General features: G+C 70.6%; 13 protein-coding genes. 8 read left to right on the top strand and 5 right to left on the bottom strand.

The features are described from left to right. The first annotated feature begins 46 nt into the window (after window positions 1–46). From ACFVJX_RS26390 to ACFVJX_RS26370, 5 genes are read left to right on the top strand one after another with little or no spacing between them, the layout of a single operon-like run. Entirely contained in the window at window positions 47–739 is a 693-nt protein-coding gene (locus ACFVJX_RS26390) for a GntR family transcriptional regulator (protein ID WP_384131040.1), read from the top strand. Window positions 740–765: 26 nt separating this feature from the next. Beyond that, window positions 766–2,355: a carboxylesterase/lipase family protein gene (locus ACFVJX_RS26385; RefSeq protein ID WP_384131037.1), complete on the top strand. Its 1,590-nt coding sequence runs from the start codon at window positions 766–768 to the stop codon at window positions 2,353–2,355. 14 nt (window positions 2,356–2,369) lie between these two features. After that, window positions 2,370–3,407 (top strand): ABC transporter substrate-binding protein, encoded by a 1,038-nt coding sequence (locus ACFVJX_RS26380; protein ID WP_384131034.1) that lies wholly within the window; start codon window positions 2,370–2,372, stop codon window positions 3,405–3,407. Between the two features lie 32 nt (window positions 3,408–3,439). After that, entirely contained in the window at window positions 3,440–4,312 is an 873-nt protein-coding gene (locus ACFVJX_RS26375; protein ID WP_384131031.1) for an ABC transporter permease, read from the top strand. Window positions 4,313–4,350: 38 nt separating this feature from the next. Continuing rightward, on the top strand, window positions 4,351–5,580 hold the full coding sequence (locus tag ACFVJX_RS26370; protein ID WP_384131029.1) for a lactonase family protein: 1,230 nt from the start codon (window positions 4,351–4,353) through the stop codon (window positions 5,578–5,580). 25 nt (window positions 5,581–5,605) lie between these two features. On the opposite strand, the gene ACFVJX_RS26365 is transcribed toward ACFVJX_RS26370, so the two are convergent. Further along, complete coding sequence (locus ACFVJX_RS26365) at window positions 5,606–5,779, bottom strand: hypothetical protein (RefSeq protein ID WP_384131026.1); 174 nt, start codon at window positions 5,777–5,779, stop codon at window positions 5,606–5,608. A gap of 267 nt (window positions 5,780–6,046) precedes the next feature. Between ACFVJX_RS26365 and ACFVJX_RS26360 the strand changes: the two genes are divergently transcribed. Beyond that, a complete protein-coding gene (locus ACFVJX_RS26360; RefSeq protein ID WP_384131023.1) occupies window positions 6,047–7,939 on the top strand; it encodes a hypothetical protein in 1,893 nt (630 codons plus the stop codon). A 223-nt stretch (window positions 7,940–8,162) separates the two neighbouring features. Here the strand turns inward: ACFVJX_RS26360 and ACFVJX_RS26355 are convergent, their stop codons facing one another. The 4 genes from ACFVJX_RS26355 to ACFVJX_RS26340 are packed head-to-tail and all read right to left on the bottom strand — an operon-like array spanning window position 8,163 to window position 13,304. After that, the gene (locus ACFVJX_RS26355; protein WP_384131021.1) at window positions 8,163–8,840 is read right to left on the bottom strand and encodes a 4'-phosphopantetheinyl transferase; all 678 of its coding nucleotides are present in this window, start codon (window positions 8,838–8,840) and stop codon (window positions 8,163–8,165) included. Then, window positions 8,837–9,685 carry a metallophosphoesterase family protein gene (locus ACFVJX_RS26350; protein WP_384131018.1) on the bottom strand — a complete coding sequence of 283 codons (849 nt, stop codon included), beginning with the start codon at window positions 9,683–9,685 and terminating at the stop codon, window positions 8,837–8,839. The genes ACFVJX_RS26355 and ACFVJX_RS26350 overlap by 4 nt, the downstream gene beginning before the upstream one ends. A gap of 42 nt (window positions 9,686–9,727) precedes the next feature. Continuing rightward, window positions 9,728–11,569, bottom strand: coding sequence for an ABC transporter ATP-binding protein (locus tag ACFVJX_RS26345; RefSeq protein WP_384131015.1), 1,842 nt, complete (start codon window positions 11,567–11,569; stop codon window positions 9,728–9,730). Then, window positions 11,547–13,304 (bottom strand): ABC transporter ATP-binding protein, encoded by a 1,758-nt coding sequence (locus tag ACFVJX_RS26340; RefSeq protein ID WP_384131011.1) that lies wholly within the window; start codon window positions 13,302–13,304, stop codon window positions 11,547–11,549. The genes ACFVJX_RS26345 and ACFVJX_RS26340 overlap by 23 nt, the downstream gene beginning before the upstream one ends. Before the next feature lie 275 nt (window positions 13,305–13,579). Here ACFVJX_RS26340 and ACFVJX_RS26335 point away from each other — a divergent pair, with 275 nt between their 5' ends. After that, a complete protein-coding gene (locus ACFVJX_RS26335; protein WP_384131008.1) occupies window positions 13,580–14,614 on the top strand; it encodes a GDP-mannose 4,6-dehydratase in 1,035 nt (344 codons plus the stop codon). A gap of 183 nt (window positions 14,615–14,797) precedes the next feature. Continuing rightward, on the top strand, window positions 14,798–26,898 hold a 12,101-nt coding region (locus ACFVJX_RS26330), incomplete at its 3' end, for a type I polyketide synthase (protein WP_384131005.1).

Genomic DNA, 26,898 nt, shown 5'->3' with positions numbered 1-26,898 from the left:
GTTCCGGCCTCAGTTCTCATTCCCATGGAAGACAAGGGCGGTCGAGGTGGACAGCGAAAGCATCGGTGCCGAATCCGGAGCGAAAGCATCGGGCACCCGCTACAGCCATGCCTACGAGGGGCTGCGCTCCTTGTTGCTGTCGGGCAGTATCGCGCCCGGCACGCGGCTCACCGAGGCGGACCTCACGCGGATGTTCGACGTGTCACGGAGCACGATGCGCACCGCACTGGCGCGGCTGACGCAGGAGGGCTACGTCACCGGCGAGGTCAACCGTGGGGTGCGCACCAGGAGCTTCTCCGCCGAGGAGGCGGCGGACATCCTGGAGGCCCGGGAGATCCTGGAGTCGGCACTCGCCGGCAAGGCGGCGGAACGGGCCACGGCCGAGGAGGTCGCAAGGCTGCGCGACACCCTTCAGGAGATGGAGGAGTCGCAGTCACGCGGCGATCAGGATGCCTACTCGCGTGGCAATCGCAGCTTCCACCAGCAGGTCAAACTGGCAGCGCACCAGGCGACCCTGGCCCGCGCCTACGACACGCTGCTCTACCCACTGGTGATGCGCCAGTACCGCAACCTCTCCGCGCAGCACCCGCGATCCGGGTCGCTGGAGGAGCACCAGACCATCCTCCTCGCCATCGTCACGCGCAATCCCGACGCGGCTGTCGCGGCGATGCGCCATCACGTCGGCTCCGCCCGCAGGGCGTTGCTGCTGGACAAGTCCCCGATGCCGCCGGTCACCTGACCGCACACGGGGGCGGAAAGCACCCCATGCGCCACACGGTTGACACCGAAGCGGGGCCGGTCGAGGGCATACCGTGCCGGGACCGCGCCGTCACCGTATTCCGAGGCATCCCGTATGCCGCCCCGCCGGTCGGAGACCTGCGGTGGCGGCCACCCCGGCCGACCGCGCGCTGGGAAGGCGTCCGACGCGCCGACCGGTTCGGGCCCATGTGCCCGCAGGCGCCGACCGACGCGGCCGCGACCGGTGTCGACGTGCCCATGAGCGAGGACTGCCTCAGTCTGAACATCTGGACGGGGTCGCCCTCCGCCGCCGAGCTGCGCCCCGTCCTCGTGTGGATCTACGGGGGTGGATTCCGCGAGGGTACGGGGGCCCACCCCCGGTATGACGGCGAGAACCTCGCGCGCAACGGCCTCGTCGTGCTCACCTTCAACTACCGCCTCGGCGCATTCGGATTCCTTGCCACACCGGAACTGAGCGAGGAGTCCGGACACGACGCCTCCGGTAACTACGGGCTGCTCGACTGCGTCGCCGCCCTGCGCTGGGTACGCGACAACATCGCGCACTTCGGCGGCGACCCCGGCCGCGTCACCATCGCCGGCCAGTCCGCGGGAGCGGGCATGGTCAACTTCCTGGCCATGTCCCCGCTCGCCAGGGGTCTGTTCCATCGTGCGATCGCACAGAGCCACGCCCGCTACGCACGCGATCCCGAACTCCGCTACATGTCCACCTCCTACCGGCCGCAGCCCGAAGCGGAGAGCGCCGGGGACCGATACGCAAGGGCACACGGCGCGCACACCGTCCGCGACCTGCGGAACCTGCACTGGCGGAAGCTGGTCGACGGGCACCACCCGCTCGACACGGCCGTCGACACCGGTGGTCCGGCGGGGCCGCCTCTGTTCCGTCCCGTCGTGGAGGGGTGGGCACTTCCCGCCGGCTACGACGAGACGTACTTCAAGGGCCTGCAGAACGACGTCGACTATCTCACCGGGAACAACCTCGACGAGAGCGGCGCCATCCCGGAGACCCTGGTCGCCGCCGTGCGTGCCGGGCGCCAGAAGGCCAGGCCCGGCTCGCCGCCGGTCAACGTGACCCTTGAACAACACGTCACCTCTGCCCGGCGGAAGTTCGGGCCCTTCGCCGAGGAGTTCCTGCGGCTGTACCCGGCCGGCACGGATGACGAGGCGGCAAGGGCGAGCAGCCTCGCGGCACGCGACAACTCCCGCATCTCGACCGCCCTGTGGGGCTCGGACTGGACGCTCCACGCCACCGGCACGGTGCGCTCCTACTTCTGGACCCACCGCACACCGGCTCCGGATTCCGGACCGAGGCGGGCCGGTCACGGTTCGGAGATCGACTACGTCTTCCACAACCCCACCGGCGGCACCGGTGCGTGGACCGCGGAAGACCACGAGATCGCCCGAACACTGGCCGGCTACTGGACCAACTTCGTCGCCACGGGAGACCCCAACGGAAGCGGCCTGCCCCATTGGCCGGCCTTCTCACCGGACTCCACCACCGTCATGGAGATCGGCGCGCGCTTCCGCACGATCCCCGTCTCCGATCCAGTCCGCACCGAGTTCTGGATTCGGTTCTTCGCCACTCAGCAAGCCTGGTGAACAAAGGAGTTCCCATGAACCACCGCACGAACCGCTCGTCCCTCGCACTGGCTGTCTCCGTGATCTCCGGCGCAGCGCTCCTGACCGCCTGCGGCAACGACGGCTCGTCGTCGGTCGGCTCGGACGGCAAGACGACCGTCTCGGTCGGCGTGAGCGGCAACGTCTTCGACCTGTCCATCCGGTTGGCCGACGAGGCCGGTTACTTCGACAAGCAGAACATCAAGATCAAGTACGTGACGCTGACCGCCTCCACCGGCACCTCGGCCCTCCAGTCGAATTCGGTGCAGTTCCTCAACTCCAGCCCGACCAGTTTCCTGGCCGGCCTCAGCAAGGGCCTGCCTGAGCTGGCCGTCGCGACGAACGGCGGAGGGAACCCGCTCGGAATCGTCGTCAGCACGGCGTTCGCCAAGAAGCACAGCCTGACCGCGGACAGCCCGGCGGCAGAGGTGGCCAAGGCGCTGGCCGACTCGACGGCCGGCGCCAGCTCCGCGAACACCAAGGCCGAAGCAGGAATCTTCCTCAAGGCGCACGGTGTCGACCCGGCCGAGCTGAAGTGGGTCTCGCTACCGAGCCCGGCCGCAGACAAGGCCGCACTCACCAAGAACGAGGTCGACTGGTTCATCACCTCGGAGCCGATCCCGCTCCAGGTCCAGCACGAGGGCGACGGCATTGTGGTGGCCAACCCCGAGAAGGTTCCCGAGTGGGGCGCGGCCAAGGCCGGATACGGCCAGGTCGTGGTCGTGAAGAAGGACTACGCGAAGAGCAATTCCGCCCTGGTCAAGGGATTCGCCACCGCCGTGCAGCAGGCGACCACCTACCTCGACACCCATGCCTCCAACGACAAGGCCGTCACGGCGGCGGCGCGCGAGAGCCTGCCGGGCATGCCCGACGACGTGCTGAGCGCGGCCGTGTCGGAGGTGGATTGGCCCAAGACCGCGCAGATGGATGCCGCGGGATGGAAGACGACCGTCGCCTTCGTGAAGGACGGCATAGGCGCGGTGCCGGACGCGAGCGTGTCGGCCGACAACTGGACCAACACGTACCTGCCGTGACACGGCCGAACCCAACCGGAAGGGAGAAGACCATGGCAACCGTCACCGACAAAGCCGTGACCGAGTCCGAGTCCGAGTCCGAGACGCCGGCCCGGCCCGTCAGGAAGGCAGGCGCCGGCTGGCAGAGCACGGGCTCCGTCATCGCGCTGCGCATCCTCGTGATCGTGGCCGCCCTCGTCCTGTGGCAGTTGATGAGCGGTCCTGTCGTACCCGAGTACGCGGTCAGCAAGCCCACCGAGGTGTACGACGCGCTCACGAACATGCTCGGATCCGCCGCCGGGTGGAACGACATCAGGGTGACCACCGTGGAGGTGCTGGCCGGTTTCGGTCTCGGCGTCGCCGCGGGGACGGTCATGGGCCTCGTACTGGGCTCCTTCCCGCTCCTGGGACGCGTTCTCGAACCGCTCGTCGCGGCGGTCAACGGCATCCCGAAGATCGCACTCGCCCCACTGTTCCTGCTGTTCTTCGGCATCGGCCCCTGGTCGAAGATCACCATCGCCATGACCGGTGTCGCCTTCGTGGTCTTCTACAACATCTATCTCGGCCTACGGATGCGCGAACGTGAACTCGTCGAGGTCGTCCAGGTGATGGGCGGGCGCAGGCACCATGTCCTGGGCTATGTGACGATCCCGACGCTCGCAGCGCCGTTCTTCGCCGCTCTCAAGACCGGTGGGCCGCTGGCCATCCTCGGCGTCATCGGGGGAGAGTTCATCGCCTCGTCCGAAGGTGTCGGACATGAACTGTTCACAGCCGCCCAGAACCTCGACGCGGCCTCCGAATTCGCCGGCCTCATCGTCCTCGTCGTGCTGACCCTGTCGCTCAACGGGGTACTCACCGGACTCGACACCTACGCGCTCAAGCGCCTCGGCCTCGCGGCCCGCCGCCGGCCCCGGACCAAGCGCTGAACCGTACCCTCACCGACACGTGAAAGGGCAGTTCCCCGATGAACGAAGCTCCGCACGTCTCAGCCGGTCCCACGCCGGGCGAGGAGTCATCGCCCCGGCGACGGCCCTCCCGCAGGACCGTCCTGGCAGCGGCCGTCGCGGCGTCGACCGCGACCGCCGTGCCACTCCTCGCCGGCACGTCGGCCGCCGCCCCACCGGAGAGGCACCGCGGTCAGGATCTGCTCTACATCGGCACCTGGGGCCGGAACGAGGTGCACGCCGTACGATTCGACGCCGTCCGCGGGACCATGAGCCCTCTCGGGGCCGTGGCGGACGTCAGCTCGAACTGGGTAGCGGTACACCCGACCCGGCCGGTTCTCTACGCGGCGGGCGGCGAGCCGGGCGGATTCATCCGCACCTTCCGTATCGACGACGTCTCGGGAGCTCTGCGGAAGACCGGCGAGATCCAGACGCAGGCGATCCCGGGCGGCAGCGGTGGGCTCTCGTACATCGGGCTCAACGCGGACTCGGACACCCTCCTGGTCGCCGACTTCGCCAGCGGCTCCGCAGCGACTGTGCCCATCCATCCGGACGGCCGGCTGGGCGCCGTGGCCTCCAGCGTGCAGGACACCGGCTCGGGGCCCAACCCCCGCCAGGCCGCCCCCCACACGCACCACGTGGTCATCGACCCGAGCCGCAGGTTCGCCCTGGTCGCGGACTTCGGTGCGGACCGGGTGTTCGTCCGGGGCTACGAACGGACCACACGCCGGCTGTCCCCCGGCGACAGCGCATACGCGACGGCACCGGGGTCGGGCCCGCGGCGCCTGGCCTTTCACCCCAACGGGTGGACGGTGTACCTGCTGAACGAACTGACGGCGGACATCGAGGTCCTGCGGTGGGACGCCCGCACCGGCGCCCTGTCTCCTCGCCAGCTCCTGACGACGAACGCCCCGGGCCACTCGGGCACCACCAGCGCAGCCGAACTGGCGGTCAGCGGCGATGGCCGCCACGTCTACACGTCCAACCGCGGCGACAACGCCCTGGTCGTCTTCTCCGCCGATCCGCGGACCGGTCTGCTCACCGAGGCCCAGCGCCTGCCGTGCGGAGGTGAAACACCCTGGAGTTTCTCCCTGCACCCCGGGGGACGGTGGCTGTTCGTCGCGAACGAAGCGAGCGGAACGGTCAACCTCTTCCGGGTGGACCCCCGATCCGGTCAGCTCACGGACACCGGGACGTCCGTCGACATCCCCACTCCCGACTGCATCAGCGTCCGCACGGCGCGCCGCTGAGGGGATCGACCCGCCTCCGGGCACGTCACGGATGCCGCCGGGCCCCATCGGACCCGGCGGCATCCGTGATGTCCCGGAGCCCCCGCCGCCCGCCGTCAGGAGAGACCGGTCGCTCCAGTCGCATCACGGCGGCGTCGAGCGTGACCTTCTCCGCGTCGGAGAAGTCGGCCAGGCGCGACAGGCCTTGGTTGTTGGACAATCGGTGGCCCACCTTTGCGAGTTGGGGCTCCAAGTGCCATGTTTTTGCAGGATGTCTTGTGATGATTTTTCCTCGGTGTTACGTTCACGCCCAACTTGTTCGACAATCCATGCGGCGGGCGCATGTGACCCACGAACCGAGCGGCACCTGGGACCCAAGCTGAGTCGCAGCTGACATGGCCATCCCACAGAGCCGGCGAACACCTCGTGCGCGGAGATCCTTCCGTGCGGTCGCGCGTCCCCCGACAACGAAAGGACCCGGACAGCGATGTCATCCGACATGAAGCGTCGAGCGTTCCTCGCGACCGGTGCGGCCGTCGCCGGAGTCGCACTCCTTCCCAAACCCTTCGCTGTGGCGGCAGCCTCATCCGGCAAGAAGGGCGTGATGCTGATGAACCGGATCGGTCCGTCCGGGTCAACCCTGTGCATCGCGAACGCCGACGGTTCGAACGAGCGCCCGCTGCTGCGGAGCGCGGCATTCGATCACCACGCCGCCTTCTCCGCCGACGGTGCGTCGGTGTTCTTCACATCCGAGCGCACCGGTGACGGGAACTCCTGCCTCTACCGGGCCAAGGCCGACGGATCGGACGTCCAGCCACTGGTGGTGAGTTCGGCCATGAACGACTGGGCCGTGCCGTCGCCGGACGGCAGGAAGGTCGCCTACGTGTCCACGAGCGGGGACCACAGGACACACATCTGGCTGCTCGACCTGAGCACGAACAAGCGGACCAACCTGACCGGGACGGCGGCCCTCGCCGGCGATCCCGCCAGTCCCGACGGCCACTTCCGCCCGTCCTGGTCGCCCGACGGCCAGTGGATCGCGTTCTCCAGCGACCGCAACACCGCGTGGCGCGGCCACGACAACGGCACCGGCTGGGAGCACACGCAGGAGCTGAGCGTCTACGTCATCCGACCCGACGGCACCGGATTCCGCCAGGTCGCGACCCGGGACGGATACTGCCTGGGTTCACCGAAGTGGTCGCCCGACGGGTCTCGGATCGTCTTCTACGAGATCACCGTCGAGGGAACCTGGGGTGCGCACCGGCCGGAGGCCATCGGGACCGTGGAGTCCCAGATCGTCTCGGTCGACGTGGTCACCGGTGCTCGTGTCGAGCACACCACCGGCCCCGGCCTCAAGGTCGCTCCGCAGTACGTGGGCGCGACCGAGATCGGCTATCTCGTCAAGGGCGGGGACGACGAGGGGCTGGCCTACGCCGGGGGTTCGCAGCCGTCGGTCAAGCGGGCACTGCGCTCTCCCGTCTGGTCGCCGGACGGCACATCGGTGATCTACGAGAAGCTCGACCACACGACACGCACCCTCGACGCCCCGCTCCACAGCTGGGACCCGGACTGGGACTACCGCTTCTGTGACGTGTTCCCCGCGCTGTCCAAGGACGGGCGCCTCGCGATCACCAGCAAGCAGCTCGGCAACTCCTCGATCGTCACCATGCGCCCGGACGGGTCGGACCAGAAGGTCGTCTTCGACACCGCCACTTCGGGTCTCGATCCCGTCCTCGTCGAGCACGGCCTGGGCGGCGCGTTCCGGCCCACCTGGTCACACGACGGCAAATGGATCGCGTTCGGTCTGGGCGGCTGGTTCCAGTCACGCGCGACAAGCACGGCGGTACTGGTGCGGGTGCCCAGCGACGGATCCTCGCACCAGGTGCTCACTGACGGCTCGACCAACGCCGGCTTCCCGAGCTATTCGCAGGACGGCAACAAGATCGTCTACCGCGTGTGGGGTGAGGAGAAGGGGCTGCGCATCCTGGACCTCAAGACCGGGACGACGACCGTCCTGACCACGGAGTCGGACAACCTGCCCGACTGGTCCTGGGACGGCAAGCTCATCCTCTTCACCCGCAAGACGGGCCCCACCAACTTCGATGTATGCACCATCAAGCCGGACGGAACCGGCCTGAAGGTGCTCACCACCAGTGGCGCGAACGACGGCCACGCGGTCTGGAACTACGACGGCCGCATTCTGTACAACAGCGGCATGCACGGCTTCCGCGAAGAAGCGGCGCTCTACGACGACACCTTCCAGCCCTACGGCCAGATCTTCAGCATGAAGGCGAACGGCTCCGACAACAAGATGCTGACGGACAGTCAGTGGGAGGATTCGATGCCGCTCTGCCTCACGCAGGACGTCCTCTCGACATAGCGGAAGGGCGCGGCGGGTGGCCGTGCCCTTCCACTATGTCGAGTGACGAAGACACGTCCACGCGCCGCATCCCGTTGGGCGCGCGGTGCTGTCGCGAGGGGGGACGGGGACGCCCTCGTCCCCCCTCGTCAGCGGCCACCCGAAGCGGCTGCGGTGAGGCGCTGCTCGCGCTTCGGCTTCCGGCGACCGGCCGGTCCGCCACCTCGGGGCCCGGACGCACACGTCAGGCCGGGGCGGGGCGCCGGGGCAGGTGGATGGCTGTGGCCAGCAGACCCTGCTCCGTGGTCCAGCGTCCTTCGAAGTCGCCGACGCGACGGCCCTGCACCAGCGGGCCCTGCACCAGCAGACGGGCCCGGAAGGTGTGTCCGGCCGGTGCGAAGGTGATCTCCGCCTCCGAGAAGTCGAGTTCGCGTCCCGTGAGCGGATACCAGACCTTGAAGACGCTCTCCTTCGCGCTGAAGAGAAGCCGGTCCCAGCTGACCCCGGGGCGACCGGCAGCCAGTGAGGCGACCCTGCTGCGCTCGCTCGGCAGCGCGATCGCTTCGAGGACGCCGTCCGGCAGTGGCGCGTTCGGCTCCCCGTCGATGCCCAGTCCGACCGTGTCCTCGGCCCTTGCCAGGGCGACGGCCCGGTAGCCGAGGCAGTGCGTCATGCTGCCGACGACCCCCTCGGGCCATCGGGTCGCACCCCGGGGGTTCGGCAGCAACGCCACCGGCGGGAGGCCCAGTTCGCGCAGCGCGCGCCTGGCCAGGAAGCGTACGGTCGTGAACTCGCGCTGCCGCTTGGGCACCGCCTGCGCGATCAGGGCCTTCTCCTCGGGGAAAAGTTCCTCGCCCGGCTCGTGCGCGTCGTCGTAGGACACGGCGGTCATGACCCCGGGGGGCAGCGCGTCGTGGATCACCGGAAGGCCTGTGCGGTGCGCACCGGAAGGATCCTGCGCAGGGGTTCCCGCGGCGGGCGCTTGCGCCATTCGCGGGGGTAACCGACCGAGACCTCCTCGAATCGCACCCCGTCGTGCCGGGTGACCCGGGGTATGTGCAGATGCCCGTAGACCACGGCGGCGGCGCGGAACCGCACATGCCACTCCGCTGTCAGGTCCGTGCCGCACCACTGGGCGAACTCCGGGTAGTGCAGGACCCGGGTGGGGTCGCGGACCAGCGGATAGTGGTTGACCAGGACCGTGGGCAGGGACGGGTCGATGCCCGCCAGCCGGCGCTCGGTCTCCTCGGCACGTGAGCGGCACCAGGCGGCCCTGCTGGGGAAGGGGTCGGGATGCAGGAAGTACTCGTCGGAGCAGACGATGCCCGCTTCGTGGGCCAGCCGCAGTGACTCCTCGGCCGTCGTGGCGCCGGGGGCCAGGAACGAGTAGTCGTAGAGCACGAACAGCGGCGCGACCACGACCGGGCCGTCGGCGCCCCGCCAGACGGGGTAGGGGTCCTCCGGTGTGTCGATGCCCAGTTCCCGGCAGAGCTCGACCAGGTGGAGGTAGCGCTTCTCGCCCCGCAGGTCGCAGGGGTCCTGCGGGTGGGTCCACAACTCGTGGTTGCCCGGCGCCCAGATCACCCGGGAGAAGCGGTCGCTGAGCAGCCGCAGTGCCCACTCGATGTCCGCGTACTTCTCCGCCACATCGCCTGCGACGATCAGCCAGTCGTCCTGCGAGGTGGGGCGCAGCTTGTCGACCAGTGCGCGGTTCTCGTCGTACACGACATGCAGATCACTGACGGCCAGAAGGTTTCCGTCGGGCACGGTGCGGTCCTTATCGGTCTCGTTCGCGGGGTCCGGTGTGTGTCATCGGTCGTCCGACGCGGTCGCGGCCGGCAGTTCCGGATCTCCGCCCGTACGCGCGTCGTAGAGGCGAGCGTAGGCGCCGCGCGCGCGAATCAGTTCGTCGTGGGTGCCGCGCTCGGTGATCCGCCCGGACTCCATGACGACGATGACGTCCGCGTCTCGGATGGTGGACAGGCGGTGCGCGATCACGAAACTGGTCCGGCCCGTGCGCAGCGTGTTCATCGCCCGCTGGATGAGGACCTCGGTGCGGGTGTCCACGGAACTGGTCGCCTCGTCGAGCACCAGCACCGCGGGCTCGGCGAGGAATGCCCTGGCGACGGTGATCAGCTGTGTCTCGCCCGCGCTCAGCCCACCGGACTCCTCGTCCAGGACGGTGTCGTAGCCGTCCGGCAGCGTTCGGATGAAGCGGTCCGCGCAGGTGGCCTCCGCCGCGGCGACGATCTCCTCACGGGTGGCCCCGGCGCGCCCGTAGGCGATGTTCTCGGCGATCGTGCCACCGAACAGCCAGGCGTCCTGGAGCACCAGGCCGAACCGGGAGCGCAGGTCATCGCGGGTCATCGTCGCGATGTCCGTGCCGTCGAGGAGGATCCGGCCCCGGTCCACCTCGTAGAACCGCATGAGGAGATTGCCGAGTGTTGTCTTGCCCGCGCCGGTGGGCCCGACGATCGCCACCGTGCTGCCGGGCTCGACACTGAGGGAGAGGTCCTCGATCAGCGGGGTGTCGTCCGAGTAGCGGAAGCCCACACGGTCGAACTCCACCCGCCCGCCGGAGGGCCCCGGGCGTACGGGATGCTCGGGGTCGGGGCTCTGCTCCTCCGAGTCGAGCAGGGTGAACACCCGCGCGGCGGAGGCGATTCCGGACTGGAGACGGCCCGCGACGGAGGCGACCTGGACGATCGGCTGGCTGAACTGCCGCGCGTACAGGATGAACGCCTGTACGTCACCCAGCGACAGTTCGCCGCTCACCACCTTCTGGGCACCCACCACCGCCACGGCGACGTAGCCGAGGTTGGCGATGAACATCATGGCGGGCTCGATGGCGCCAGAAGCGAACTGGGCCCGGGTTCCGGCCCGCAGCAGCGCGTCGTTGTGGGCGTCGAACTGCCGCTCCACCTCCTCGCGCCTGCCGAAGCCCCTGACCAGTGAGTGGCCCGTGCAGACCTCCTCGACCTGCGCGTTCATAGCCCCGTTGGCGGCCCACTGGTCCGTGAAGCGGGGCTGGGCGCGCTTGCTCATCCAGGCGGCTATCAGGCCCGAGACCGGAATGCTGACCAGCATGATCAGTGCGAGCTGGGGCGAGATCACCAGCATCAGGACGAGCATGATGACGATGGAGAAGACGGAGGTGATCAGTTCGGCGAGTGTCTGCTGAAGGGTCTGCTGAAGGTTGTCGACGTCGTTGGTCGTACGGCTGAGCACCTCGCCCGCCGGATTGCGGTCGAAGTAACGCAGCGGCAGACGTCCGAGTTTGGCCGCGGCCCGCTCCCGCAGATCGAAGACCACCCTTTGTACGACGGCGGCAACGAGCCGCCCCTGCACCAGCATGAACAGGGAGGCCGCGACGTACAGCACGAGCAGGAGGAGCAGGACCTCTCGGATCCCGGCGAAGTCGAGGCCGGACCCGTCGCCCACGCCCGCGGAGGCCGTGCCGCCCACCAGACCGTTGACGATCAGATCGGTGGCCCGGCCGAGGAGCAGCGGGCCGAAGGCGTTGAGCGAGATCCCGATGATCCCGACGGCGAGTGCCAGGGCGATACGTGGGCGGTGAGGCCGGAGCAGCCCGGTCAGCCGGCGGCCGGCGTCGGGGGACTGCCCGCTGTCAGGGCCGGCCGACGAGACCATGCGCGGTCTCCTCCTCGGTGAGCTGGGACAGGGCGATCTCGCGGTAGGTGGGGTTGTCGCGCAGGAGTTCGTCGTGCGTGCCCGTGCCCACGACACGTCCGCCGTCGAGGATCACGATGCGGTCCGCGTCGCGGACCGACGCCACCCGCTGCGCGACGGTGATCACCGTCGATCGCGCGGTCTCCGGGGCGAGAGCGGTACGCAGCGCGGCATCCGTCGCGTGGTCCAGTGCGGAGAAGCAGTCGTCGAAGAGGTAGACGGCGGGGCGGCGCACCAAAGTGCGTGCTATGGCCAGTCGTTGGCGCTGACCGCCGGAGACGTTCGTGCCGCCCCGGGCGATCTCGGCGTCGATTCCTCCGGGCATGGCCGCGACGAACGTGTCGGCCTGGGCGATCCGCAGGGCGTGCCACAGTTCCTCGTCCGTGGCATCCGGCGCTCCGAAACGGAGATTGCTCGCGACGGTCCCGGAGAACAGATACGGCCTCTGCGGAACGAACCCCACGGTGTCGCGCAGGACTTCGGGTGCCAACTGCCGCACGTCGGCACCGCTGACCCGCACCGACCCCCCGGTGGCGTCGAACTGCCGCAGCACGAGGTTCAGGAGCGTCGTCTTGCCGCTGCCGGTGGAGCCGAGCACGGCCACGTTCTCGCCGGGACCGGCCACCAGGTGAATGCCCTGGAGTACCGGCTTCTCCGCGCCGGGGTAACGGAATTCGGCGTCGCACAGTTCGAGACGGCCCACCGCGTCCGGTGACGTCGCGACCGGCCGGGCCGGCGGCGTGACGCTCGCCGCGGTGTCCAGGACCTCCTGGATCCGGGCGGCCGACACCCTGGCCCGGGGCACCGACAGGAACACGAAGGCGACCATCACCACCGACATCAGGATCAGTGAGAGGTACATCAGGAACGCGCTGAGCGCGCCGACGCGCATCGCACCGGTGTCGATGCGGTGCGCGCCCACCCACAGGACGGCGACCATGAAACCGTTCATGAGCAGCAGGACCACCGGCAGCATGGTTGCGATCAGGCGGGCGACCCGCTGCGAGACGTCGAACAGTTCCTCGCTCGTCCGGGTGAACCGCTCACGCTCGTAGCCGTCCCGGACGAAGGAGCGCACGGTGCGCACCCCGGTGATCTGTTCGCGCAGCAGCCGGCCAAGCCGGTCGAGCGAGGTCTGCATCCGCCCGTAGAGGGCGCCCATCCGGGCCAGCAGCAGCCCGAAGGCGACGGCGACGACCAGCACGAGTACCACCAGGACCAGCGCCAGCGGCACGTCCTGCTGGAGTGCCAGCGCCACGCTGCCCAGACACATCAACGGTGCGGCCACCACGATGCCGAAACCGGACTGGGCCAGGGTCTGGACCTGCTGGACGTCGTTGACCGTCCGGGTCAGGAGCGACGGTGTCCCGAACCTGCCCACCTCGCGGGCGGAGAAGTCCAGGACCTTGCGGAAGACGGCGGAGCGCAGGTCACGCCCCATCGCCATCGCGGTACGGGAGGCCAGCGACACGGCGCCGAGTGCCGCGGCGACCTGGACCAGCGCCACCGCCACCATGACGGAGCCGAGCCGTGTGATGTAGCCGCTGTCCCCGGCCAGCACGCCGTTGTCGATCAGAGCGGCGCCCAGCGTCGGCAGCAGCAGGGTGCCGAGGATCTGCATCAGCTGGAGCAGCACCAGCAGGCCGGTGGGGCGCCGGTAGGGACGTACGCGGGTACGCAGAAGTCTGAACAGCACGGAATGACACTCCGGTCGACGGAGCCGGCTCGGGCGCCGACGGTCACAGTGCACCGCACCCGCGTCCCGAAAATCACTAGTGTTCGGCGTCTTTCGGCGTTCGGTGCCCGGCGGCGACTCGTGAATTCCCTAGTAAGCCCCGAATTTCTTGACACTGCGGTCGGCGGCTTGCGAGCGTGCCGATGTCTATCGTCCGGACAGAAGCGTATTCGATGCTGGGTCGTCGACCGAGCTGTGCGTTTGGGCGGTCTCTCTGTGGTCCAGAAGGGGTTCGTATGACCAAGCGTGCGCTGATCACCGGTATTACCGGGCAGGACGGTTCTTATCTGGCCGAGCATCTCCTGTCCGAGGGCTACCAGGTCTGGGGGCTGAACCGGGGGCAGGCGAACCCGCGCAAGTCCCGGGTGAGCCGACTGGTCTCGGAGCTGTCGTTCGTGGACGGCGATCTCATGGACCAGGGCAGCCTGGTCTCCGCCGTCGACACCGTGCAGCCGGACGAGGTGTACAACCTCGGCGCGATCTCGTTCGTGCCGATGTCCTGGAAGCAGGCCGAACTCGTCACCGAGGTCAACGGCATGGGCGTGCTCCGCGTCCTGGAGGCGATCCGGACGGTCAGCGGGCTCGGCGGCTCGCGCACCGCCGGGAAGAACGGCCAGATCCGCTTCTACCAGGCCTCCTCGTCGGAGATGTTCGGCAAGGCGGCCGAGACCCCGCAGCGTGAGACCACGCTGTTCCACCCGCGCAGCCCGTACGGCGCGGCCAAGGCGTACGGGCACTTCATCACCCGTAACTACCGTGAGTCGTTCGGGATGTACGCCGTCTCCGGCATGCTGTTCAACCACGAGTCCCCCCGCCGCGGCGCCGAGTTCGTGACCCGGAAGATCTCGCTGGCCGTCGCCCGGATCAAGCTCGGCCTCCAGGAGCAGCTGAACCTCGGCAACCTCGACGCGGTACGGGACTGGGGCTTCGCCGGCGACTACGTCCGCGCGATGCACCTCATGCTCCAGGCCGACGAGCCGGACGACTACGTGATCGGCAGCGGCACCATGTACTCCGTGCGTGACGCCGTCCGCATCGCCTTCGAGCACGTCGGCCTGGACTGGCAGGACTACGTCGTGGTCGACCCCGCCCTGGTCCGCCCCGCCGAGGTCGAGGTCCTGTGCGCGGACAGCGGGCACGCCCAGGCCGCGCTCGGCTGGAAGCCCACCGTCGACTTCCCCGAGCTGATGGCCATGATGGTCGACTCCGACCTGAACCAGGTCTCCAGGGAACACGAATACGGGGACCTTCTGCTGGCTTCCGGCTGGTAGAGGACCGAAGGACCGCGAAGAACTAGGGAATTCCCGTAGCGGTCCGTAAGAGACTCGCCACATGGCTTCCGGATAAGACTGCGAAGCCATGTGGCTTTCTATTTTTCGCATTGCACGGCGAGCGCGAGATGCCCCCGCGTGATTCATGTTCGGCCGCTGGCTGTCGAGATGGGTTGAGTTGAGATGGACAACGAACAGAAGCTCCGGGACTACCTCAAGCTGGCTACCGCTGACCTGCGACGGACCCGGCAGCGGGTCTCCGAGCTGGAGGCGGCGACGCAGGAGCCGATCGCCATCATCGGCATGACCTGCCGCTATCCCGGTGGTGTGAGCAGTCCGGAAGACCTCTGGCGGTTGGTCGAGTCCGGCGGGAACGGCATTTCGGCGTTCCCCACCGACCGCGGCTGGGACACCGAGGCACTCGGCTCGTCCAGTACCGCATCCGGCGGCTTCCTCCATGACGCGCCCGCGTTCGACGCGGACTTCTTCGGCATCTCGCCCCGCGAGGCCGTGGCGATGGACCCCCAGCAGCGCGTCGCCCTCGAATCCGCCTGGGAGGCCTTCGAGCGCGCCGGCATCGACCCGTCCTCGGTCAAGGGCAGCCGGACCGGCGTGTTCATGGGTGCGATGGCGCAGGACTACCGGGTCGGCCCCGCCGACGGCGCCGAGGGCTTCCAGCTCACCGGCAACACCGGCAGCGTGCTGTCCGGACGCATCTCCTACACCTTCGGCACGGTCGGCCCCGCCGTCACCGTGGACACGGCCTGCTCCTCATCGCTGGTCGCCGTCCACCTCGCCACCCAGGCCCTGCGCGCGGGGGAGTGCACCCTCGCCCTGGCCGGCGGGGTCACCGTCATGTCGAGCCCCGGCACCTTCATCGAGATGGGCCGCCAGGGCGGTCTCTCCGCCGACGGCCGCTGCCGCTCCTTCGGTGACACCGCCGACGGCACCGGCTGGGCGGAGGGTGTGGGCATCCTCGTCCTGGAGCGCCTTTCCGACGCCCGGCGCAACGGCCACGAGATCCTCGCGGTGGTACGCGGCACAGCCGTCAACCAGGACGGCGCGTCGAACGGCCTCACGGCCCCCAACGGCCCCTCCCAGCAGGAGGTCATCCAGCAGGCCCTCATCAACTCCCGGCTCTCCGCCGCCGAGGTCGACGCCGTCGAGGCGCACGGCACCGGCACCACCCTCGGTGACCCGGTCGAGGCGCAGGCCCTCCTGGCGACCTACGGTCAGGGCAGGGACGAGGACCGGCCGCTGCTGCTGGGCTCGGTGAAGTCCAACATCAGCCACACCCAGGCCGCGGCCGGTGTCGCCGGTGTCATCAAGATGGTCATGGCCATGCGGCACGGGCTGCTGCCGCGGACCCTGCTCGCCGACGAGCCCTCCTCGCACGTCGACTGGTCCCAGGGCGCCGTACGCATCCTCACGGAGAACTCTCCGTGGCCCGAGACCGGCGCTCCCAAGCGCGCGGGCGTCTCCTCGTTCGGCATCAGCGGGACGAACGCCCACACCATCGTCGAGCAGGCCCCACCGGCCGAGGTCGAGGCCGAGGACGGTGCCGAGACCGTGGCGAGCGGCGAGCGGCCGGGCACCGTGCCGCTCCTGGTCTCGGGACGGACCCCGGAGGCACTGCGCGCCCAGGCCGCCGCACTCCTGTCGGCCCTGGAGGCCGACCCCGCCGCGACCGTTCTGGACACCGCGTTCTCGCTGGCCACCACACGCGCAGGCTTCGAGCACCGTGCGGTGCTGCTCGCCGCCGACCGCGAGGCCGCACACGCCGCTCTGGCCGCACTGGCCGACGGCAGCGAGGCGCCCGGCCAGGTGCGGGGCACCACCCGGGGCGACGGCAAGCTGGCGATCCTCTTCAGCGGCCAGGGCTCCCAGCGTCCGGGCGCCGGCCGCGAACTGCACGCGCGGTTCCCCGTGTTCGCCCAGGCCTTCGACGACGCCTGCACCGCCATCGACCCGCTGCTGGACCGCCCGCTGCGCGAGGTGCTCTGGGGCGACGACCCGCAGGCGCTGAACCGTACCGAGTACGCACAGCCCGCCCTGTTCGCTGTCGAGGTCGCGCTCTACCGCCTGGTGGAGTCCTGGGGCGTCAAGCCCGACCACCTGACCGGCCACTCGATCGGCGAGATCACCGCTGCCCATGTCGCCGGGGTGCTGTCCCTGGGCGATGCGGCCACGCTCGTCACCGCCCGCGGGCGGCTCATGCAGGCGCTGCCCGATGGCGGCGCGATGATCGCCGTGGAGGCGACCGAGGACGAGGTCGCCCCGCTGCTGGCCGGCCACGAGGACACCGTGTCCGTCGCCGCCGTGAACGGGCCGTCGGCGCTGGTACTGGCCGGTGAGCAGGGCGCGGTCACCGACCTCGCCTCCCGGCTGGAGGCCGAGGGCCGCAGGACCAAGCGGCTCCGTGTCTCGCACGCATTCCATTCACCGCTCATGGAGCCGATGCTCGACGAGTTCCGCACGGTGGTGGAAGGCCTGTCCCTCCAGGCCCCGCTGGTGCCGTTCGTCTCCAACGTCACGGGCGAGCCGGCCACCGTCGCCCAGGTGACCTCCGTCGACTACTGGGTGGACCACGTCCGCCGCGCCGTCCGCTTCGCCGACGGCATCGACTGGCTCGTCTCCCACGGTGTGAGCGACTTCCTGGAGCTCGGGCCCGACAGCGTGCTGTCCGCGATGACTCAGGACTGCCTGGAGGCGAAGGGGACCGACGCCCACGCCGTGTTCCCGGCCCTGCGGCAGGACCGTCCGGAGACCCTCACCCTCACCACCGCGCTCGCCGGACTCCACGTACGCGGTGTCACCGTCCGCTGGGCGGACTACTTCGCCGGCACCGGAGCGCGCCGCCACGACCTGCCGACCTACGCGTTCCAGCGCCGCCGGTACTGGCCCAAGGGCGCAGGAGCCCACGGCGGCCCGGCCGAGCTCCGGGCCGCCGGGCTCGGCGCCGCCCACCACCCGCTGCTCGTGGCCGCCGTCTCGCTCGCCGACTCCGAGGGCGTACTCCTCACCGGCCGCCTCTCGCTCCAGTCCCACCCGTGGCTGGCCGACCACCGCGTCCAGGGCACCACACTTCTCCCCGGCACGGCCTTCCTGGAACTCGCCATCCGCGCGGGCGACGAGGTCGGCTGCGACCGCGTCGAGGAACTGACCCTGGCCGCACCCCTCGTTCTGCCCGAACAGGGCGGTGTGCAGGTTCAGTTGTGGATCGGCAACCCCGACGACTCCGCACGCAGGACCGTGGACGTCTATGCGCGGCCTGACGAGAACGAGGAGGGGGCCTGGACGCGGTGCGCCACCGGCGTACTGGCCGTCGGGCAACCCGGCAGCCAGGACAGCACCCCCTTCGACGCCACCGCCTGGCCGCCGGCCGGGGCGGTGCCGCTGACCGTGGAAGGCGTCTACGACCGGCTGGCCGACGACGGCTTCGTCTACGGCCCCGTGTTCCAGGGACTGCGGGCCGCCTGGCGGCACGACGGCGACGTGTACGCGGAGGTCGTACTGCCCGAGGGCGGTGAGGCCGACGCGGACGCCTTCGGTCTGCACCCCGCTCTGCTCGATGCGGCACTCCACGCGACGTCCTTCGTCGAACTCGCCGCCGAGAGCCGCGGCCGAGTTCCCTTCTCCTGGGAGGGCGTGACCCTGCACGCCACCGGGGCCAGTGCCCTGCGGGTGCGGCTGTCGCCCACGGCCGGGGACGCCGTGTCGATCAGCGTCGCCGACACCGCCGGCGAAGCCGTGGCCCTGGTGGAGTCGCTGGTGCTGCGTGCGGTCGGCGACCCGCGGACCGACATCGCCGCCGTGGCTGCCCGCGACACACTGTTCGGCCTCGACTGGATTCCCGTACAGCAGTCGGCGGCCCCCGCCTCCGTCGCGCTGGTGGGCCCCGACCCGTTCGGGCTGGCGCGGACGAACGACCTCGCCGCATACCCGGACCTCGCGGCCCTGGCGGCGGCCGAGGGCGCCGTGCCGGACGTCGTCCTGTGCGCCCTCGACGGCGAGCCCGCAGCGCCGGACACCGACGCGGCGCTGACCGCCCACGCCCTGACGGCCGTTGCCCTCGCCGCGGTGCGGGACTGGTCCGCGGACGAGCGGCTGGCCGGTTCACGGCTGGTGTTCGTGACCCGCGGGGCGGTCTCGGGCCACGATGTGGCGGCCGCAGCCGCCTGGGGCCTCGTCCGGTCGGCGCAGTCGGAGAACCCGGGCGCCTTCGGCCTGGTGGACCTGGACCCCGCGGAGTCCGTGCCGTCGTCGCTCCCGGTCCTCGGGCCGGACGAGCCCCAGCTGATCGTGCGCGACGGCGTCGTACGCGCCGCACGACTGGTTCGCAGGGCGCTCGGTGACCTCACCTCCGCGGACCCCGTCTGGGCGGCGGGTGAGGGCAGTGTGCTGATCACGGGTGGTACGGGTGGTCTGGGCGCTGTGGTGGCCCGGCATCTGGTGGCGGAGCACGGTGTGCGGCGGCTGCTGTTGGTGAGCCGTCGCGGACTGGCCGCCGAGGGCGCCGAGGCACTGGTCGACGAGCTGACGGAGCTGGGCTCCGAGGCCGTGGTCGAGGCGTGCGACGTCTCAGACCGGCAGGCGCTGGAGCAACTGCTGTCCCGGCACGAGGTGTCGGCCGTGATCCACACGGCAGGGGTGCTGGACGACGGTGTCGTCACCTCCCTGACACCGGAGCGGCTGGACGCGGTCCTGCGCCCGAAGGCTGATGCGGCATGGCACCTTCATGAGTTGACGCGTGATCAGAACCTCTCCGCTTTCGTGGTGTTCTCCTCGGTCGCCGGAGTGATCGGAAGCCCGGGACAGGGCAACTACGCCGCGGGCAACGCGTTCCTGGACGCCCTGATGGAGCGTCGCAGGGCGCAGGGCCTGCCCGGCGTCTCGCTCGCCTGGGGCCCGTGGGACAGCACCGGCGGCATGACGGGCACACTGGCCGGGTCCGAGACGGACCGCCACGCCCGTTCAGGGGTAAGGGCGCTGACGGTCGAGCAGGGCCTCGCGCTGTTCGACGCGGCGACGGCCGGCGGGGAGCCGCTCGCCGTTCCCGTACGACTGGACCTGCCGGCCCTGCGTGCGCAGGGCGTCGTCCCGCCGCTGCTGCGCTCACTGATCCGCACCCGCGCCCGTCGCGCGGTCGTCGCCGGATCGGGCACCGCCGGTGACCTTGTCCAGCGGCTGAACCGGCTGGACGGGGAGGAGCGCCTCGACCTGCTGCTCGACCTGGTGCGCGGTCAGGTCGCTCTCGTCCTCGGCCACGCGGGCGGCGAGGACGTCGACGCCGGACGCGCCTTCCGTGAGCTGGGCTTCGACTCGCTGACGGCGGTGGAGCTGCGCAACCGGCTGAACGCCGTCACCGGACTGCGGCTGCCCGCCACCCTGGTCTTCGACTACCCGACCGTGCGGAGCCTGGCCGGATACGTCCTGGACGAACTGCTCGGCACGGAGGCCGCCGGGCCCGCCGGCGCACCCGCCGTCTCGGCCGTCGACGACCCGATCGTGGTCGTGGGGATGAGCTGCCGCTACCCGGGCGGGGTCGCCTCGCCGGAGGACCTGTGGCGGCTGGTCACCGAAGGCGCCGACGCCGTGTCCGGATTCCCGACGAACCGCGGCTGGGACATCTCGTCGCTCTACCACCCGGACCCGGACCACCCGGGAACCGCCTACACCCGCTCGGGCGGATTCCTGCACGACGCAGGCGAGTTCGACCCCGAGTTCTTCGGCATGAGCCCGCGTGAGGCCCTGGCCACCGACTCGCAGCAGCGTCTGCTGCTCGAAGCCTCCTGGGAGGCGGTTGAGCGGGCCGGCATGGACCCGCTGTCGCTCAAGGGCAGTGCGACCGGTGTGTTCACCGGAGTCATGTACAGCGACTACGGCGCGGTGCTGGCGGCCCCCGAGTTCGAAGGCTTCCGGGGCGGCGGCAGTTCGGCGAGCCTGGCCTCGGGCCGGGTCTCGTACACCCTGGGTCTCGAGGGCCCGGCGGTGACGGTGGACACGGCGTGCTCGTCGTCGCTGGTGGCGATGCACTGGGCGATGCAGGCGCTGCGCAGTGGTGAGTGCTCGCTGGCGCTGGCCGGTGGCGTCACCGTGATGTCCACTCCCTCGGTGTTCATCGACTTCGCCCGTCAGCGCGGACTCTCCCCGGACGGCCGGTGCAAGGCGTTCTCCGAGTCGGCCGATGGTGTGGGCTGGTCGGAGGGTGTCGGGATGCTGGTGCTCGAGCGGCAGTCCGACGCGTTGCGCAATGGTCACGAGATCCTTGCGGTGGTACGTGGATCGGCGGTCAACCAGGATGGTGCGTCCAACGGTCTGACGGCGCCCAACGGCCCGTCGCAGCAGCGGGTCATCCGCCAGGCGCTCGCCAGCGGTGGGCTCGGGGCCGAGGACGTGGACGTCGTCGAGGCGCACGGCACCGGCACCACGCTCGGCGACCCGATCGAGGCACAGGCGCTGCTCGCCGCCTACGGCCGGGACCGGGACCCGGAGCGTCCGCTCCTCCTCGGCTCGGTGAAGTCCAACATCGGCCACACCCAGGCCGCCGCGGGTGTCGCCGGTGTGATCAAGATGATCATGGCGATGCGCCACGGCGTGCTGCCGCAGACCCTGCACGTCGACACCCCCTCCTCCCACGTGGACTGGTCGCAGGGCGCGGTGGAGCTCCTGACCGAACAGACCGCCTGGCCCGAGACCGGCCGCCCGCGCCGGGCAGGCATCTCCTCGTTCGGTATCAGTGGCACCAACGTCCACACCATCATCGAGCAGCCGCCGACCGACGCGGTCCCGAAGGCCGGCACGCCCGGCCGCGAGCCCGGCACCGTGCCGTGGCTGATCTCCGGCAGGTCCCGTGACGCCCTGCGCGGCCAGGCGGCCCGGCTGCTCTCGTACGTCCAGGCACAGCCCGGACTGGACCCGGCCGACGCGGCGTACTCGCTGGCCACCACGCGCACCCGCTTCGACCGGCGCGCCGCGGTGGTCGCGGGCGACCGCACCGCACTGCTGCGCTCCCTCGCCGCGCTGGCCGAGGGCCGCCCCGACGCCGGAGTGATCGAGGGGGAGGTGGCGCGGCGCGGACGCACCGCGCTGCTCTTCACCGGCCAGGGCAGTCAGCGTCCCGCCATGGGGCGCGAACTGTACGAGCGGTTCCCGGTGTTCGCCGAGGCACTGGACGAGGTGTTCGCCGAGCTCGACCCCCGTCTGGACCGTCCGCTGCGCGAGGTGCTGTTCGCCTCGGAGGGCACCGACGAGGCAGCCCTGCTGGACGAGACCGGCTGGACCCAGCCCGCCCTGTTCGCGGTCGAGGTCGCACTGTTCCGTCTCGTACGGTCCTGGGGTGTCAAGCCGGACTTCGTCGCCGGGCACTCGATCGGTGAACTCGCCGCGGCCCACGCGGCGGGCGTCCTCTCGCTCGCCGACGCGTGCACCCTGGTCGCGGCCCGCGCACAGCTCATGCAGGCGCTGCCCACGGGCGGGGCGATGGTCGCGGTCCGCGCGACCGAGGACGAGGTCACGCCGCTGCTCGCCGGTCGCGAGGACGCCGTCTCGATCGCCGCGTTCAACGGACCCGACTCCCTGGTCGTCTCGGGCGACGAGGACGCGGTCCTGGACGTCGCCGCGACATTCGAGGCGCTCGGCCGCAAGACCAGGCGGCTGCAGGTGAGCCATGCCTTCCACTCGCCGCGGATGACCGCCATGCTCGACGCGTTCCGTACCGTCGCCGAGCAGCTGACCTACCATCCGCCACTGATCCCGCTGGTCGCCCACCAGGGCGACGCCCAGGCCACCGCCGAGCAGGTGTGCTCGGCGGACTACTGGGTGGCCCACGTCCGTGACGCCGTCCGCTTCGCCGACTGTGTGCGCACCCTGCGCGACGCCGGGACGACCACCTTCCTGGAGATCGGCCCCGACGGGCCGCTCTCCGCGATGGCCCAGGACACCCTCGGTGACTCGTACGACGCCGAGTGCGTCCCGCTCTGCCGCGCTGACCGGGGCGAGGAGATCGCGGTCACCGGCGCCCTGGCACGGCTCCATGTCCGCGGCGTCACCGTGGACTGGCCGGCCTACTTCTCCGGCACGGGAGCCAGGCGGGTCGATCTGCCCACCTACGCCTTCCAGCACGCGTACTTCTGGCCGCAGCTGCCCCCGATCTCCCTCACCACGGGCACCGACCCCGCCGACCAGCGCCTCTGGGCCGCGGTGGAGCGCGGTGACGCCGATGAGCTGGCCGCCGTTCTCGGCCTGGGCGAGCAGGAGCACGACTCCCTCGGCACCCTGCTGCCCGCACTGACCTCCTGGCGCCGCGGCAACCGCGAGAAGACCCTCCTCGACACGGTGCGCTACCGCGTGGAATGGACCCGGCTCGGCAAGCCGGCCGCACCGGTCCTCGACGGCACCTGGCTCGTCGTCACGGGGGACACCTCCGCGCAGGGCGCCGAGACCCTCGTCGAGCAGACCACCGCCGCGCTGAGCGCCCACGGCGCACGGGTGCGCCGCGTCACCCTGGACGCCGGGTGCGCCGACCGGCAGGCGATGGCCGCACGTCTCGAAGCCACCGAGGACTTCGACACCTCGGCCAACGTGCTGTCCCTGCTCCCGCTGGACGAAAACCCCTCGGCCGACTACGCCCCCCTCACGGACGGCCTCGTACTCACGCTCGCCCTCGTCCAGGCGCTGCACGACACCGGCTCGCACGGCCTGCTGTGGACGGCCACCGGCGGAGCCGTCTCCACCGGCCCGGCCGACCCGGTCAGCCGCCCCGCCCAGGCCGCTGCCTGGGGGCTCGGCCGCACCGTGGCCCTGGAGCACCCCCGGCTGTGGGGCGGACTCGTCGACCTCCCCGGCAGCCTCGACGAGCGGGCCGCGCAGCACCTCGCGAGTGTCCTCGCCACCAAGAACACCCCCGACGGCGAGGACCAGGTGGCGCTGCGCGCCTCCGGTGTCCTGGGCCGACGCCTCGTCCGCAGCACCCCCGAAACCCTGCCCGCAGAAGGGGAGTTCACCGCCCGGGGCACCATCCTGGTGACCGGCGGAACCGGTGGGCTGGGAGCGGAGACCGGCCGTTGGCTGGCCCGCTCCGGCGCCGAGAACCTCGTCCTGCTCAGCCGCCGCGGCGCGGACGCCCCGGGCGCCGACGCCCTCCGCGCGGAACTGGAGGAGCTGGGCGCCCGCGTCGAGATAGTCGCCTGCGACTCGGCGGACCGGGACGCCCTGGCCGCCGTGATCGACGCGGTCCCGGACGATCTGCCGCTGACCGGCGTGGTGCACACCGCGGGGGTCGGGCAGTACGGCCCCCTCGACCAGCTCACTCCGGCCGAATTCGCCGAACTGACCTCCGCCAAGCTCGCGGGCGCCGCGCACCTGGACGCCCTGCTCGGGGACCGCGAACTCGACCTCTTCGTTCTCTTCGGCTCCATCGCCGGCGTCTGGGGCAGCGGTGGGCAGAGCGCCTACGGTGCCGCCAACGCCTACCTCGACGCTCTCGCCGAGCACCGGCACGCCCGCGGGCTGACCGCCACCAGCGTCGCCTGGGGCCCCTGGGCGGAGGCCGGCATGGCCACCGACGAGGCCGTCTCCGGCGCGCTGCGGCGTCAGGGCCTCGGCTTCCTGGAGCCCGGCCCCGCCATGACCGAACTGCGCCGCGCCGTCGTCCGCGGCGACGTCACCGTCACCGTCGCCGATGTCGACTGGGACCGCTACGCGCCGGTCTTCACCGCGGCCAGGCCCAGCGCCCTGCTCACCGGCCTCCCGGAGGTCGCGGACGCGGCGGCCGAAGAGGAGGACGGCACCGCCTCCGAGTTCGTCACGCGGATACGCGCCCTGGCCGAACCCGAGCAGGTCCGGCTCCTGTCCGACCTGGTACGAGGTGAGGCCGCCGCCGTTCTCGGCCACAGCTCCGCCGACGGTGTGCCCGAAGGCCGCGCCTTCCGGGACATCGGCTTCGACTCCCTGACCGCCGTCGAACTGCGCAAGCGGCTCTCCGGCACCACCGGGCTCACCCTGCCGAGCACGATGGTCTTCGACTACCCGACCCCCTCCGAGCTCGCCCAGTACCTCCTCGCCGAGATCCTCGGCGCCGTGCTCGACGTGGCCGGACCCGTCGCCACCGGGGCCACGGACGACGAACCCATCGCCATCATCGGCATGAGCTGCCGCTTCCCCGGCGGCGCCGACTCACCGGAACAGCTCTGGGACCTGGTCACCGAAGGCGCGGACGCGGTCACGGAGTTCCCCGTCAACCGCGGCTGGGACGCCCAGGCGCTCTTCGATCCCGATCCGGACCGTGCGGGCAAGACCTACTCCACGCTGGGCGGCTTCCTGCACGAGGCCGACGCGTTCGACCCGTCCTTCTTCGGGATCTCCCCGCGCGAGGCACTGGTCATGGACCCCCAGCAGCGACTGCTGCTGGAGACCACCTGGGAGACCTTCGAGCGCGCCGGGATCGACCCCGCCGACGCCCGGGGCAGCCTCACCGGCACCTTCATCGGATCCAGCTACCAGGACTACGGACTGGGCGCGGGGGACGGCGCCGAGGGCCACATGGTCACCGGCAGCATCCCGAGCGTCCTGTCCGGCCGGATCTCCTACGTCATGGGTCTGGAAGGCCCCGCCGTCACCGTCGACACGGCCTGCTCCTCGTCGCTGGTGGCCCTGCACCTGGCCTGCCAGTCCCTGCGCAACGGTGAGTCCACCCTCGCCGTCGCGGGCGGCGCCACGATCATGACCACTCCCGCTCCGTTCATCGCCTTCAGCAGGCAGCGGGCGCTGGCCCAGGACGGGCGCTGCAAGGCGTTCGCCGAGGACGCGGACGGTATGACCCTCGCCGAGGGCGTCGGCATCCTGCTGGTCGAGCGGCTCTCCGACGCCCGGCGCAACGGGCACCCCGTCCTCGCCGTGATCCGCGGGTCGGCCATCAACCAGGACGGCGCGTCCAACGGTCTCACCGCCCCCAACGGCCCCTCCCAGCAACGAGTGATGCGTCAGGCGCTGGCCAACGCCCGCCTGGCACCCTCGGACATCGACGTGGTGGAGGCGCACGGCACCGGCACCCCCCTCGGCGACCCCATCGAGGCGCAGGCCCTGCTCGCCACGTACGGCAGGGACCGCGACCCGGAGCGTTCGCTGCTGCTCGGCTCGGTGAAGTCGAACATCGGTCACACCCAGTCCGCCGCAGGCGTCGCCGGCGTCATCAAGATGGTGATGGCGCTGCGCCACGGCAGGCTGCCGCGCACCCTGCACGCGGAGAGCCCCTCGCAGCACATCGACTGGTCCTCCGGAGCCGTACGGCTGCTGCACGAGCCCACGGACTGGCCGGAGACCGGCAGGCCGCGTCGTGCCGCCGTCTCGTCCTTCGGGATCAGCGGCACCAATGCCCACACCCTGCTGGAACAGGCACCCCCCGCAGACGAGTCGGACGAGAGCCCGGCCATCGAGCCCGTCCCCGTCGCCGGCGGTGTGGTGCCGTGGATGCTGTCGGGCAGGACCGGCACCGCACTGCGCGGACAGGCGCAGAAACTGATCGCGCATCTGGAACTCGCGGACGGTGCTCCGCGGCCGCTCGACACCGGTTTCTCCCTCGTCGCGGCACGCGCCGTGTTCGAGCACCGCGCGGTCGTGGTCCCCGCCGGCGGCGCCGACCCGGTCGAGGCCCTTCGGGCGATCGCCTCCGACGGAGCGTCGGCGGTGACGGCCCGTGGTGTGGCTGATGTGGATGGGCGGACGGTGTTCGTCTTTCCTGGTCAGGGTTCGCAGTGGGTGGGTATGGGTGCGCGGTTGTTGGATGAGTCGGTGGTGTTTGCGGAGCGGATTGCTGAGTGTGGTGCTGCGTTGGGTGAGTTCACTGATTGGTCGTTGGTGGATGTGTTGCGTGGGGTGGAGGGTGCGCCGTCGTTGGAGCGGGTGGATGTGGTGCAGCCTGTGTCGTTTGCGGTGATGGTGTCGTTGGCGGAGTTGTGGCGTTCGGTTGGTGTGGTGCCTGGTGCGGTGGTGGGGCATTCGCAGGGTGAGATTGCGGCTGCGGTGGTGGCGGGTGGGTTGTCGTTGCGTGATGGTGCGCGGGTGGTGGCTTTGCGTAGTCAGGTGATTGGGCGTGTGTTGGCGGGTGGTGGTGGGATGTTGTCGGTTGGTTTGCCGGTGGGTGAGGTGGAGGGCCGGTTGGGTGTGTGGTCGGGGCGGGTGTCGGTTGCGGCGGTGAATGGGCCGCGGTCGGTGGTGGTGTCGGGTGAGGCTGGTGCGTTGGATGAGTTGGCTGAGGTGTTGGGTGGGGAGGGTGTGCGGGTTCG

Source organism: Streptomyces sp. NPDC127177 (assembly GCF_042672475.1).
In the GTDB taxonomy this organism is placed as follows: Bacteria; Actinomycetota; Actinomycetes; order Streptomycetales; family Streptomycetaceae; genus Streptomyces.
The sequence above is the reverse complement of the archived record's forward strand: the minus strand, read 5'-3'. Positions and strand labels throughout refer to the sequence as shown.